Genomic DNA, 13,403 nt, shown 5'->3' on the forward strand with positions numbered 1-13,403 from the left:
TGAAAAGCTCAAAGCGTTCAGCGCTTTTTTGTATCCGCGGATAGCTTGTCCGCGACAAACAGAATTGGAAATAACATGAGCAAGAATTTTGACGTAGTCGTCATCGGTGGCGGCCCCGGCGGCTACATCGCCGCCATCCGCGCAGCCCAGCTGGGTTTCAACACCGCCTGCATCGACGAGTGGAAGAACGAAAAGGGCGGCCCCGCACCGGGCGGCACCTGCACCAACGTCGGTTGCATCCCGTCCAAGGCGCTGCTGCAATCGTCCGAGCACTATGAGCACGCCAGCCACGGCTTCGCCGAGCACGGCATCGAAGTCAAGGGTCTGGGCCTGAACCTGGAAAAGATGCTGGGTCGCAAGAACACCGTGGTCAAGCAGAACAACGACGGCATCCTGTACCTGTTCAAGAAGAACAAGGTCACCTTCTTCCACGGCCGCGGCTCCTTCACCAAGGGTGACGCCAACGGCTACGAGATCAAGGTCGCCGGCGCCGCTGAAGAAAGCATCACCGCCAAGCACGTGATCATCGCCACCGGCTCCAATGCCCGCGCACTGCCGGGCGTGCCGTTCGACGAACAACTGATCCTGTCCAACACCGGCGCGCTGGCCATCACCGAAGTGCCGAAGAAGCTGGGCGTGATCGGCGCCGGCGTGATCGGCCTGGAAATGGGCTCGGTGTGGCGTCGTCTGGGCGCGGAAGTGACCGTGCTGGAAGCGCTGCCCGCCTTCCTGGGCGCGGTTGACGAACAGATCGCCAAGGAAGCGCAGAAGCTGCTGACCAAGCAGGGCCTGAACGTGAGCCTGGGCGTGAAGATCGGCGAGATCAAGACCGGCAAGAAGAGCGTGACCGTCGAGTACACCGATGCCAAGGGCGATGCGCAAAAGGGCGAGTTCGACAAGCTGATCGTCTCCATCGGCCGCACCCCCAACACCATCGGCCTGAACGCCGAAGGCGTGGGCCTGAAGCTGGACGAGCGCGGCTTCATCGCCGTCGACGGCGACTGCAAGACCAACCTGCCCAACGTGTGGGCGGTGGGCGACGTCGTGCGCGGCCCGATGCTGGCGCACAAGGCGGAAGAAGAAGGCGTCGCGGTTGCCGAGCGCATCGCCGGCCAGCACGGCCACGTCAACTTCAACACCATCCCCTGGGTCATCTACACCTCGCCGGAAATCGCATGGGTGGGCAAGACCGAACAGCAACTGAAGGCCGACGGCGTGCAGTACAAGGCCGGCACCTTCCCGTTCCTGGCCAACGGCCGCGCACGCGCGCTGGGCGATACCTCGGGCATGGTCAAGTTCCTGGCCGATGCCAAGACCGATGAGATCCTGGGCGTGCACATCGTCGGCCCGATGGCCTCCGAGCTGATCTCGGAAGCCGTGGTCGCCATGGAGTTCCGCGCATCGTCGGAAGACATCGCCCGCATCTGCCACGCTCACCCGTCGCTGTCCGAAGCGACCAAGGAAGCGGCCCTGGCGGTCGACAAGCGCTCCCTGAACTTCTGATGCGCGATCAATGCGACAATACGCGTCGCCCATGCCAGTCATGCAATACGCGTATTGAGCATTGATGAAGCTTTACCGATGGGCGAGCCTGGCTCGCCCATTTTTGTTTTGACGATTTGCAGATTTGAACACCGGTTCCCGTCGCGTCGGGAACAGAGGCAGCGGCCGCAAGGCGAGGGGAGAACCCGCTGTCCGCACACAGAATAAAGACCACACCATGGATGTCCGCCAATTCTACGAGCACTCGCTGAGCGAGCGCGGCTACCAATCCGACGAGGCGCAACTGCGCGCCATCGACCGCCTGCAGCGCGCGTACGAGGAATGGGTCGCCTACAAGGCGCAGCGCGCTTCCACCTTCAAGCGCCTGATCAGCCGACCGGCCGTGCCGCGCGGCGTCTACATGTGGGGCGGCGTGGGCCGCGGCAAGTCCTTCCTGATGGACAGCTTCTATTCGGTAGTGCCGGTGGTGCGCAAGACGCGCCTGCACTTCCATGAATTCATGCGCGACGTGCACCGCCAGCTCGATGAGTTGAAGGGCATCGCCGATCCGCTGGACGAGGTCGCCAAGCGCATCGCCAAGAAGTACCGCCTGATCTGCTTCGACGAATTCCACGTCTCCGACATCGCCGACGCGATGATCCTCTACAACCTGTTGAAGGGCCTGTTCGACAACGGCGTGTCCTTCGTCATGACGTCCAACTACGAGCCCGGCACGCTGTATCCGGAGGGCCTGCACCGCGACCGCATGCTGCCCACCATCGCGCTGCTGAAGGAAAAGCTCGACGTCATGAACATCGACGCCGGCATCGACTACCGCAAGCGGGTGCTGGAGCAGGTCAAGGTCTACCACACGCCGCTCAACGCCAAGACCGATGAAGAGTTGCGCGCCGCTTTCAGCGCCGTCGCCGAGGCCGCCGATGAAGACCCCCGCGTGCACATCGAAGCGCGCGAGATCCGTTCCCTGCGCCGCGCCGGCAGCGCCATCTGGTTCGACTTCGCCACGCTGTGCGGCGGCCCGCGCTCGCAGAACGACTATCTGGAGCTGGCCAGCCGTTTCCAGACGGTAATTCTGTCGGGCATCCCGCGCATGTCGGCCGCGATGTCCTCGGAGGCGCGCCGTTTCACCTGGTTGATCGACGTTTTCTACGACCACAAGGTCAAGCTGATCATGTCGGCCGAGGTCGAGCCGGACGAGCTTTACACTGTCGGCACCCTGTCGAACGAATTCCACCGCACCGTTTCACGTATCATTGAAATGCAGTCGAAGGAATATCTGGATGCGGACCGCCGCACCATCGCCGACCGGCTGTCATGAACAACAACCAGATGGACAAGAACTACATGCAAGGTTTTTTCGCTGACGCCAATGCCGTTTCCCGACTTTCCTGTGCGCTGATGCTGGCATGGGCCGCAGGCGCGGCCTCGGCCCAGAGCAGCCAGCCGGCCGGCGTGCCGGCCGCGCAGCCGGCGGCTTCCGCCACCCAGGCGGCGCCCGCCGTCCAGGGCCCGGCGCCCATGACCAAGGCGCGCCTGGATGAGCTCGAGGAGCGCGCGCCGTTGAGCCAGCGCTATCCGACCGGCTCCATCAAGTCGGACGAGGCCGCGCAGAAGGCGCTGGACGAGGCGAAGGAAGACCGCCATGCTGCGGAAGTGCGTTATGTCATCGACCAGCGCGCCTGCTACAAGAAATTCCTGGTGGCCAGCTGCCTGGAACAGGCCAAGGAGCGCAAGCGCGTCGCCGAGAAGGGCATCAAGCAGGTCGAGAACGAGGCCAACGTCTACCAGCGCCAGGCCACGGTGGACGAGCGCGACCGCTCGCTGGCCGAGCAAAAGGTGAAGGACGACCAGGACGCCGCGCGCCGCCTGGAAGAGCAGAAGCAGAAAGAAGCCGATGCCGCGCGCAAGGTGAAGGAAAGCAACGCCAAGAACCGCCAAGTCCAGCAGCGCATCGACCAGAACAAGGATGTGCCGCCCGACTTGCGCATCCGCGAACATGAGGCGAAGGTGCGCCAGCAGCAGGCCGAGGAGGCCGCCAAGGCGCCCGAGCGCGCCGCCAATGCCGCCGCCCGCGAGCAGCGCATCAAGGACGCCGAAGCCCATCGCCTGGACGTCGAGCGCAAGAAGGCCGAGAACGAGCGCGAGCGCGCCGAGCGCAAGAAGAACCAGGAGCAGTCCGGCGCCGCGCCTGTCGTCAAGTAATCCGTTCGCGGTGGGGCGACCCGGCCCCGGAGTGTCGGGTTGCCGCCACCGGCGGCGTGCGCCGGAGTACGGCGCCGGTTGGCGCGCCGCCGCCGCTGGATTACACTAGCACCATTCCCGAGAGGCAAGTTCCGGCGGCAGCCGGGCCCATCGATTCGGACCCGAAGCCAGACACGCAACCAGCCATCCACCATGACCAGCACGCATCGCGAAGACATCCAGCGCCGCATCATCGAACTCGAAGTCGAGCACCGCGACCTCGACAACGTGATCGATCTGCTCCTGCGGGATGAGCGCTCGGAAGACCTGCAGATCCGCCGCCTGAAGAAGCGCAAGCTGCAGCTCAAGGACCACATCGCGCTGCTGAAGATGCAGCTGGTGCCTGATATTCCCGCTTGAGTCGCGCCGAATCGCACTGAATCACGCTGAATTGCGCCGGATCACAAGCATTCATCGCGCCCGTTTCATGCGCCTGCGCGGCGCGCCGGACCCCGAACCGGCGGGCATCTGCGAGCCCCGGGCAGACTGCGCGTAAAATAGCGTTTTTCCCGACATGTTCGACCGTCCGGAACCAGCCGCAAGGCGCCGGTTCCGCCGTCCATTTTCCCTTCCTACAGGTTTGCCGCAGTGAGCGTTCCCGAAGATACCGCCGTTCCCGAAACACCAGGTATCCATGATGCCGAGATCGACGAGCTGTTCGGCCCCGGCGGACCGCTGGGCGGCGCCGTGGGCAGCTACAAGCCGCGCCATTCGCAGACCGCCATGGCCAAGGCGATCGCCTCGGCCATCGACAGCCAGGGCACCCTGATCGCCGAAGCCGGCACCGGCACCGGCAAGACCTTCGCTTATCTGGTGCCGGCGCTGTTGTGGGGCGGCAAGGTGATCGTCTCGACCGGCACCAAGACCCTGCAGGACCAGCTCTACAACCGCGACATCCCCACCGTGCGCCGCGCGCTGCACGCGCCGGTATCGGTGGCGCTGCTCAAGGGGCGCAGCAACTATGTCTGCCATTTCCATCTCGAGCGCACGCTGCAGAACGGCCGGCTGACGTCGCGCGAGGATGTCGGTTACCTGCGCGAGATCTCGCGCTTCGTGAAGACCACGTCGTCGGGCGACAAGGCCGAGCTGACCAAGGTGCCCGAGACGGCGTCGGTGTGGAATCTCGTGACGTCCACGCGCGATACCTGCTTCGGTTCCGAATGCCAGTACTACCAGGACTGCTTCGTGATGAAGGCGCGCAAGGAGGCGCAGCAGGCCGATGTGGTGGTGGTGAACCATCACCTGTTCTTCGCCGATGTGGCCTTGAAGGACACCGGCATCGCCGAGCTGCTGCCGTCGGCCAATACCGTGATCTTCGATGAGGCGCACCAGCTGCCGGAAACCGCCACGCTGTTCTTCGGCGAGACCGTCTCCACCTCGCAGGTGCTTGAGCTGTGCCGCGATGTGCTGGCCGAAGGCCTGTCGCACGCCCGCGACGGCGCCGACTGGGCGCGCGTGGTGGCGCCGGTGGAGCGCGCCGCGCGCGACCTGCGGCTGGCGTTTCCCGAGGATTCGGTGCGGCTGGCGCTGAACCAGATTGCCCCGTCCGCCGCCTTCTTCCCGGCGCTGGACACGCTCAAGGACTGCATGGACGACATGATCACCGTGCTGGAGAAGCAGGCCGAACGCGCCGAGACGATCCAGCAGTGCCGCGATCGCGCCAACGAAATCCTGCGCCAGCTGGAGACCTGGAACGCGCCCGAAGCGCCCGCCGCCAAGCAGCCTTCCAAACCGCCCGCCAAGACACCGGCGCCGGCTCCTGCGGCCGACGCCGAAGGGCAGGCGCCGGCGCCCGAAGAAAAACCGTTCTACGTGCTGTGGGTGGAGGCGTTCTCCTCCTCGCTGCAATTGCACCGCACGCCGCTGTCGATCGCGCCGATCTTCAACAAACAGCGCGAAGGCACGCCGCGCTCGTGGATCTTCACCTCCGCCACGCTGGCAGTGAAGCGGGACTTCAACCACTATGCCGCCCAGATGGGTTTGTGGAACGCGCCCGCGCAATCCTGGCCGAGCCCGTTCAACTACGGCGAGCAGGGCCTGCTCTACGTGCCGCAGAACCTGCCCCAGCCCAACTCTTTCGAGTACACCGACGCCGTCATCGATGCCGCGCTGCCGACCATCGAGGCCGCCGGCGGCCGTTGCTTCTTCCTGTGCACCACGCTGCGCGCCGTCAACCGCGCCGCCGAACGCCTGCGCGCGGAGTTCGAGGCGCGCGGCCTGGCTTTCCCGCTGTTCGTGCAGGGCGAGGCGGGGCGCACCGAATTGCTGGATCGCTTCCGCGCCGCCGGCAACGGCGTGCTGATCGGCAGCCAGAGCTTCTGGGAAGGCGTGGACGTGCGCGGCGATGCGCTGTCGCTGGTGATCATCGACAAGCTGCCGTTCTCGCCGCCGGATGACCCGGTGCTGGCCGCGCGCATTGCGGAGATGGAAAAGCAGGGCCTGAACGGCTTCGTGCATCACCAGCTGCCGTCGGCCATCATCAACCTCAAGCAGGGCGCGGGCCGCCTGATCCGCGACGAGGGCGACCGCGGCGTGCTGATGATCTGCGACCCGCGCATCATCACCAAGAACTACGGCCGCCGCATCTGGCAGAGCCTGCCGCCGTTCAAGCGCACGCGCGAGCTCTCCATGGTGCAGGATTTCTTCCGCGAGCAGGATGAGCGCCGCGCCCAGGCCGCTCAGGCGAGCGCTCCCGCAGCAGTCCAGCCGGAGCCGGATCTGGCCTGAGCGCGCGCAGCGGCCAGTTCATGCAAATGCTGCATGAAACTGGATTTTTGGTTAATGTAGTGGCTATTCCAACAACAATGCATTCGCCGGCCCGCCGCATGGCCGCGAGGGAAACGACATGTCCAGTTCGACTTCACTGGTGCCGGTACGGGCTTCCGAACTGATGCTGGGAAAGGCCGCCCCCTGGCCCATCTACAACGAAGCGGGCAAGCTGCTGCTGGCCCGCGGCACCGTCATCGAAACCCAGGACCAGCTGGAAGGCCTGGTTGAAAACGGCCTCTACCGCAACGCCAATTGGGTCAGCGAGCCGGATACCGAGTCGGTGCCGCTGCCCAAGGCGCGCGACGTGCTGCGCAAGAAACTGGGCGACAAGAAGCCGCTGCGTCCGCCGGCCTCGGTGCGCGGCACGGAGAGCGTGATCACGATCGACGAGGTGCGCTGGCAGATCGGCGACACCTTGTGGCTGCAGTTCGCCGACGACGCCAGCCAGCGCTATGCGGTGAACCTGGTCGGCAGCCTGCCCAACCGCAGCATCCTGGTGACGGCGCCGGTCAAGGAGGGCAAGCAGCTGTTCGTGCGCGACGGCCAGAGCTTCGTGGTGCGCGCGCTGGCCGGCAAGCGCGCCTACGCTTTCGGCGCCCAGCTCATCAAGTACCAGCAGACGCCTTTCGTCTACATGCATCTCTCCATTCCGCGCGAAGTGCGCAGCACGGTGATCCGCCAGGATGCGCGGGTGCCGGTCGGCGCCGAGGGTTTTCTGGCGCTGGGCGGCGCCAGTCCGCTGCCGGCCAGCGTGATCGACCTCAGCATGGGCGGCGCCTCGCTGGTGGCGCCGCCGTTGCCGGGCAAGGTGGCAGCGCAGAAGGGCGCGACCGGCCAGCTGCGTTTCGTGGCGTCGGTGGCCGACCAGCAACTGAGCCTGGATCTGCCGCTGGTGCTGCGCACGGTGGAAGCCATCGGCGACCCCAACTACCTCAAGTACGGCGTCGAGTTCGCCGGGCTGCCGGCGCGCGACCGGCTGGTGCTGTCGGCCTACGTCTACCAGGAACTGAGCGTGCAGGAGTAATCGCGCGCACCGTCATGACGGCGCTTTCCGCGGGCTTCATTTTGTCTTGCGGGCGGCGGATTTTTGGACCTTGGCTTCGGTTAAAATGCAGGCCATGAAAATCCTGATCAGCAACGACGACGGCTACCTCGCTCCCGGCATCATGGCCCTGGCCGAGGCGCTTGCGCCCATCGCAGACATTACCGTCGTCGCCCCGGACAGCAACCGTTCGGGCAGCTCCAATTCCCTGACGCTGGATCGCCCGTTGTGGGTGGAGCAGGCGGCCAACGGTTTCTACTATCTCAACGGCACGCCGTCGGATTGTGTCCACGTGGCATTGACCGGCTTGCTGAAGGAGCGCCCCGACCTGATCGTCTCCGGGATCAACCAGGGACAGAACATGGGCGACGACACGCTGTATTCGGGCACCGTCGCCGCCGCGACCGAGGGTTTCCTGTTCGGGATCCCGTCGATCGCCTTCTCGCAACTGCACAAGGGCTGGGCCGAGCTGAAGTCGGCCGCGCGCATCGCGCGTGAAGTGGTGGAGCGCCAGTTCGATGCGCTGCCCAAGCCTTACCTGCTCAACGTCAATATTCCCAACTTGCCCTATGACGAGCTCAAGGGGGGCGTGGCGACCCGCCTGGGCAAGCGCCACATGTCGGAGCCGGTCCACAAGCTGACCGATCCGCACGGCCGCGACCTGTATTGGATCGGCCCCGCCGGCGCGGCCAAGGACGCGGGCGAGGGCACCGATTTCCATGCCACCTCGAACGGCTACGTATCGATCACGCCGTTGCAGATCGACCTGACCCACAACGCCCAGCTGGACAACCTGAAGAAAGCGCTTGCATGAGCGACAAGCCGAGCCGCTTTCCGTTGAGCCTGTCTTCGGTGGTGGACAAGAAGAAAGCCGGCGCCGGCCAAGGCAGCGCCGGCGGACGGGCGCAGGCCACCACGCAGACGGCGGCCAAGAACGCGGCGCAGTCGTCGCAGAATGTGCCGCGCGCGCCGCTCAAGCCGGTGCAGCAGGGTTTGTCGCAGGCCTTGCGCGCCCAGCCGGCGCCGCTGCCGGCGGCCAATCGCCCCGTGGCGCTGAGCCAGCCGCTGCTGAGCGCGGCGCCGGCGCCCAGGACTGCAATCAAGAACGTGATGACGGTCACCCAGACCAACAATTCCAGCCACGCCTCGCCGCTGGCCTCGGAAGCGGTGCGCCGCGCCATGGTGGCGCGCGTGGCCAAGCAGGGCGTGGCGGACGCCAAGGTGCTGGCGGCGCTGGAGGCGGTGCCGCGCCATATGTTCGTGGAGCCGGGGCTGGCCAGCCAGGCCTATATCGACGCCTCGCTGCCGATCGGTCATCACCAGACCATTTCACAGCCGTATATCGTGGCGCGGATGATAGAAATCATGCGCCAGAACAACAAGGGCGGAAAACTGGAGCGGGTGCTGGAGATCGGCACCGGATGCGGTTACCAGGCGGCGGTGCTGTCGCGCGTGGCGGGCGAGGTGTATTCGATCGAACGCATCAAGCCCTTGCACGAACTGGCCAAGACCAACCTGCGTCCGCTGCGCATCGCAAATATCCGCTTGCATTACGGAGATGGTATGCTTGGTTTGCCGCAGGTGGCGCCGTTCGACGGCATCATTCTGGCCGCTGCGGGCCTTGAAGTGCCGCAGGCGCTGCTGGAGCAGCTTGCCGTCGGCGGAAGGCTGGTGGCGCCGGTTGGCGGGCGCCAGCAGATGCTGGAACTGATCGAGCGCGTCGGCCAGCGTGACTGGCGCAGCACGACCATGGAGCAATGCCATTTCGTGCCGTTGCGGCCCGGAACGGTCTGATCGGGCGGCGCGTGCCGCCTACTGGCTCGTTATAGGTCGGAATCGCTCAGGTATCAAGATCTGTTGCGAATTGTCGAAACAGGGAAGCAGGCGGTCATCGAGAACGCGTCATTGCGACCGCTGCGACTGAAAGAAGATGCCGCAATGGCAATGGCGGACACACAAGGGCGCCGGGTTTCCCTGATGAACTCTCACGCTGGCTGCGGGTCAACTAGCGTTGTACAAAATTTAACGTAAGAGCATGAAGAAAATTCGTTTGGCCGTGTTGGGGAGCGTAGTAGGTATGCTGGCTGCTTGCAGCTCGACACCAAATCAGCAGGCGCCCGTCGTGGAGCGCACGACCAGCACCGTCAAGCCGGCTGAGGTGGCGTCGGCGGCGCCGGCCGCTCCCGCGCCGTCGGGACGCGGCTACTACACGGTCAAGAAGGGCGACACCCTTTACCGGATCGCGCTGGAAGTGGGGCAGAGCTACCGCGACATCGTCGCATGGAACAACCTGACCAATCCGAACGACATCAAGGTCGACCAGGTGCTGCGCGTGGCGCCGCCGGGTGCGCCGGGCACGGCGCAGACCGCGACCGTGGCGGCCACGCCCGCCACCGGCATCGAGGTCAAGCAGCTGGGCGCCCCGGGCGCGGCTGCGGCGCCGTCCGCTGCTGCGGGCGCAACGAACAAGACCGGTCCGCGTGGCGACAAGCGCGCCTATTCGGAAGGCGCGCTGGCCGAACTGGAAAAGCCTGACTCGGCCAGCAATTCGGCGCCGGCGGCCGTGGCCGCAGCGCCTGCCGCGCCGGCCAAGGCCGAGCCCGCGCATCCGGCCGACAAGCCTGTCGCTGCTGCGGCAACGCCGTCGGACGACGAGGGCGTTTCGTGGATGTGGCCGGCCGAAGGCAAGGTGGTCGGCACCTTCGACGGCGGCAAGAAGGGCCTGGACATCTCCGGTAAGTCCGGACAGCCGGTGATGGCGGCCGGCGCCGGCAAGGTGATGTATGCGGGCAGCGGCATCCGCGGCTACGGCAACCTGGTGATTATCAAGCACACCAACAACCTGCTGTCGGCCTATGCGCACAACAAGACCATACTGGTGAAGGAAGGCCAGAGCGTTACCAAGGGACAGAAGATCGCTGAAATGGGCAATTCGGACAGCGACAGCGTCAAGCTTCACTTCGAGATTCGCCAGCAGGGCAAGCCTGTCGATCCGTCCAAATACTTGCCGCCACGCTAAGCGTGTCATGAGTTGTTCCAGCCACCGGGTTCGAATGAGAAGGGAAGCCATGCAAGCGCAGCAGCGTCGCAATGCGCCGTTCTCGTCCGGGCCTTCGGGGCCGTTGCGGGAAGGTGCCGTCTGTCGTATTGCTCCTCCTTGCCGTAGCGCCGCTACGGCACGTCGTCGTGCCTTGCATCCGGCCCCATCCCGGGGCTGCGCGGGGGATGAAATCACTCATAACGCGCTCTTATGACAAGCAATCACCGTGATCACTTGCCAGACCAGGACCCTCGCAACGAGGATGTTGACGATCCCATTGATGAGATCGAAGAACCGGAAGTGATCGACGGTGATTCCGCCGCCGAGCAGCAGCAGGAGCCGGCAGCGACGGAAGGCGTGGACGAGCTCAAGAAGGTGCTCGCCGCCGAGCTCTCCACCGACACCACCCAGCATTACCTCAACAAGATCGGCGCCAAGCCGCTGCTGACTGCGGCCGAAGAGCTGCATTTCGCCACGCTGGCCAAGCAGGGCGAGTTCAATGCGCGCCAGAAGATGATCGAGCACAACCTGCGGCTGGTGGTGTCGATCGCCAAGCATTACATCAACCGTGGCGTCGCCTTGCTGGACCTGATCGAAGAGGGCAACTTGGGCCTGATGCGCGCCATCGACAAGTTCGAGCCTGAGCGCGGTTTCCGGTTTTCCACGTATGCCACCTGGTGGATACGCCAGAGCATCGAGCGCGCCATCATGAACCAGGCGCGTACGGTGCGCCTGCCGGTGCACATGGTGCGCGAACTGAACCAGATCCTGCGCGCCAAGTACCACATCGAGGCGCAGCAGCGCGACGGCCGCGACGCCAGCGCCGAAGACATCGCCCACCTGGTCGAGCGCCCGGTGGAAGAGGTGCAGGATGTGCTGGCCCTCTCCGAGCACGCCGCCTCGCTGGACACGCCGCTGGACAACGATCCGCAGGCCAGCCTGATGGACCTGTTGCCCAGCGCGGTCGAAGAGCATCCCGATACCCGCGCCGAGAGCCACGAGATGGCGATCCTGATCCGCGAATGGCTCAAGAGCCTGTCCGAAAAGCAGCGCGTGGTGGTGGCGCGCCGTTTCGGCCTGGACAATGACGACCCGTCCACGCTGGAGCAACTGGCCGGCGAGATGGGCATCACCCGCGAGCGCGTGCGCCAGGTGCAGCAGGAGGCGCTGGTCAAGCTGAAGCGCCTGCTGACTTCGCGCGGCGTGGGACGCGACGCCCTGTTCTGAACCGGCGCCGCCGCGGCTGCGGCGGCGCATTTCCCGCCTGTTTTGCCTGCCCGCGTTGCGCCGAGTGCGCAACGCGCTTCCCTCCGGCTGCCGGATCGCGGACAATACCGCTTCTTTTGTTCTTCGGCAGCGGACAAATGACGCACAAGCGTCCTGGTCCCACCCTGCGGTTTCCCTCATGCAACAAGACATCACTATCGAAATCAAGTCGCTCGACATGGACGGGCGCGGCGTCGGCCACCTCGAAAACGAGGACGGCACGCAAGGCAAGGTCATCTTCGTCGAGGGCGCGCTGCCCGGCGAGCGCGTCAGCTTCCAGTCCTATCGCAAGAAGCCCAAGTGGGAAGCCGGCGTCATGACCGCGCTGCACAGCGAGTCCTCGCTGCGCGTGAAGCCGCGTTGCGACTACTTCGGCACCTGCGGCGGCTGCGCCATGCAGCACCTGGAGCCGTCGGCGCAGGTGGCGATGAAGCAGCGTGTGCTGGAAGACAATCTGTGGCATCTCGGCAAGACCAAGGCCGAGGTGATGCTGCGCCCGATCTACGGTCCGACCTGGGGTTACCGCTACCGTGCGCGGATCTCGGTGCGCCATGTGGCCAAGAAGGGTGGCGTGCTGGTCGGCTTCCATGAAAAACGCTCGTCCTTCATCGCCGACATGAAGACCTGTGAAATCCTGCCGCCCAATGTGTCGGCCATGCTGGTGCCGCTGCGTGAGCTGGTGGCAGGCCTGTCGATCCGCGACCGCATGCCGCAGATCGAGCTGGCCGTGGGCGAGGGCGACGACGGCGCCAAGATCACGGTGCTGGTCCTGCGCATCATGGATCCGCTGAGCCCGGCCGACGAGGAATTGGTGAAGGCCTTCGCCGATCAATGGAAGGTCGAGTGGTGGCTGCAGACCAAGGGGCCTGACACCGCCGCTCCCTACTATCCGGCGCAGTCGAAGCTGCAGTACACGCTGCCGGAGTTCGGCATCCGCATGCCGTTCAAGCCGACCGACTTCACCCAGGTGAACCACCAGATCAACCGCGTGCTGGTCGCGCGCGCGCTGCGCCTGCTGGATGTGCAGCCGCAAGACCGCGTGGCCGACCTGTTCTGCGGCCTGGGCAACTTCACGCTGCCGCTGGCCACGCAGGCGCGCGAAGTGGTGGGCATCGAGGGCAGCACCGCGCTGACCGAGCGCGCGCTGGAGAATGCCAAGGTCAACGGCGTGGATGCCAAGACCACGTTCTACTGCCGCAACCTGTTCGAAGCCAAGCCCGAGGATTTTGTCGCGCTGGGCAAGTTCGATCGCATGCTGATCGACCCGCCGCGCGAAGGCGCGATGGAAGTCTGCAAGGCGCTGGTCGAGCTGCCACCCGAGCAGCAACATCTGAAGCCCAAACGCATCGTCTATGTTTCGTGCAACCCGGCGACCCTGGCGCGCGACGCCGGCGTGCTGGTGCATCTTGGCGGCTACGCGCTGAAGTACGCGGGCGTGGTCAACATGTTCCCGCACACCGCCCACGTCGAGTCGATCGCCGTGTTCGATCTGCCTGAGTGAAGTTGTTGCCTGGAAAGCAAAAAAGCCGGCTTGCGCCGGCTTTT

Annotated in this window: 11 protein-coding genes; all 11 read left to right on the forward strand. The window is 65.2% G+C overall.

Annotated features, from left to right (window positions below; all coding sequences use genetic code 11):
* Positions 1–75 precede the first annotated feature (75 nt).
* The 11 genes from lpdA to rlmD all read left to right on the forward strand — a co-directional run bounded on the left by lpdA (position 76) and on the right by rlmD (position 13,359).
* Entirely contained in the window at positions 76–1,503 is a 1,428-nt protein-coding gene (gene lpdA, locus CEJ42_RS07395) for a dihydrolipoyl dehydrogenase (protein ID WP_088750503.1), read from the forward strand.
* A gap of 217 nt (positions 1,504–1,720) precedes the next feature.
* Complete coding sequence (gene zapE, locus CEJ42_RS07400; protein WP_079214487.1) at positions 1,721–2,818, forward strand: cell division protein ZapE; 1,098 nt, start codon at positions 1,721–1,723, stop codon at positions 2,816–2,818.
* On the forward strand, positions 2,815–3,702 hold the full coding sequence (locus CEJ42_RS07405; protein ID WP_338064251.1) for a hypothetical protein: 888 nt from the start codon (positions 2,815–2,817) through the stop codon (positions 3,700–3,702). Before zapE ends, CEJ42_RS07405 begins: the two co-directional genes overlap by 4 nt.
* 192 nt (positions 3,703–3,894) lie before the next feature.
* Positions 3,895–4,101, forward strand: a complete 207-nt coding sequence (locus tag CEJ42_RS07410) for a YdcH family protein (protein ID WP_079214488.1) — start codon at positions 3,895–3,897, stop codon at positions 4,099–4,101.
* 228 nt (positions 4,102–4,329) lie between these two features.
* Positions 4,330–6,468 (forward strand): DNA repair helicase YoaA, encoded by a 2,139-nt coding sequence (locus CEJ42_RS07415; protein WP_088750504.1) that lies wholly within the window; start codon positions 4,330–4,332, stop codon positions 6,466–6,468.
* 118 nt (positions 6,469–6,586) lie between these two features.
* On the forward strand, positions 6,587–7,534 hold the full coding sequence (locus CEJ42_RS07420; protein ID WP_088750505.1) for a flagellar brake protein: 948 nt from the start codon (positions 6,587–6,589) through the stop codon (positions 7,532–7,534).
* A 94-nt stretch (positions 7,535–7,628) separates the two neighbouring features.
* On the forward strand, positions 7,629–8,366 hold the full coding sequence (surE, locus tag CEJ42_RS07425) for a 5'/3'-nucleotidase SurE (RefSeq protein ID WP_088750737.1): 738 nt from the start codon (positions 7,629–7,631) through the stop codon (positions 8,364–8,366).
* Positions 8,363–9,346, forward strand: a complete 984-nt coding sequence (locus CEJ42_RS07430; protein WP_088750506.1) for a protein-L-isoaspartate(D-aspartate) O-methyltransferase — start codon at positions 8,363–8,365, stop codon at positions 9,344–9,346. Before surE ends, CEJ42_RS07430 begins: the two co-directional genes overlap by 4 nt.
* A gap of 241 nt (positions 9,347–9,587) precedes the next feature.
* The gene (locus CEJ42_RS07435) at positions 9,588–10,571 is read left to right on the forward strand and encodes a peptidoglycan DD-metalloendopeptidase family protein (RefSeq protein ID WP_088750507.1); all 984 of its coding nucleotides are present in this window, start codon (positions 9,588–9,590) and stop codon (positions 10,569–10,571) included.
* A gap of 231 nt (positions 10,572–10,802) precedes the next feature.
* Positions 10,803–11,819 carry an RNA polymerase sigma factor RpoS gene (gene rpoS, locus CEJ42_RS07440; protein ID WP_088750508.1) on the forward strand — a complete coding sequence of 339 codons (1,017 nt, stop codon included), beginning with the start codon at positions 10,803–10,805 and terminating at the stop codon, positions 11,817–11,819.
* Positions 11,820–11,997: 178 nt separating this feature from the next.
* Positions 11,998–13,359, forward strand: a complete 1,362-nt coding sequence (gene rlmD, locus CEJ42_RS07445) for a 23S rRNA (uracil(1939)-C(5))-methyltransferase RlmD (protein ID WP_079214494.1) — start codon at positions 11,998–12,000, stop codon at positions 13,357–13,359.
* Positions 13,360–13,403 lie beyond the last annotated feature (44 nt).

It is taken from the genome of Herbaspirillum robiniae (assembly GCF_002213415.1).
Taxonomy (GTDB): Bacteria; Pseudomonadota; Gammaproteobacteria; order Burkholderiales; family Burkholderiaceae_D; genus Herbaspirillum; species Herbaspirillum robiniae.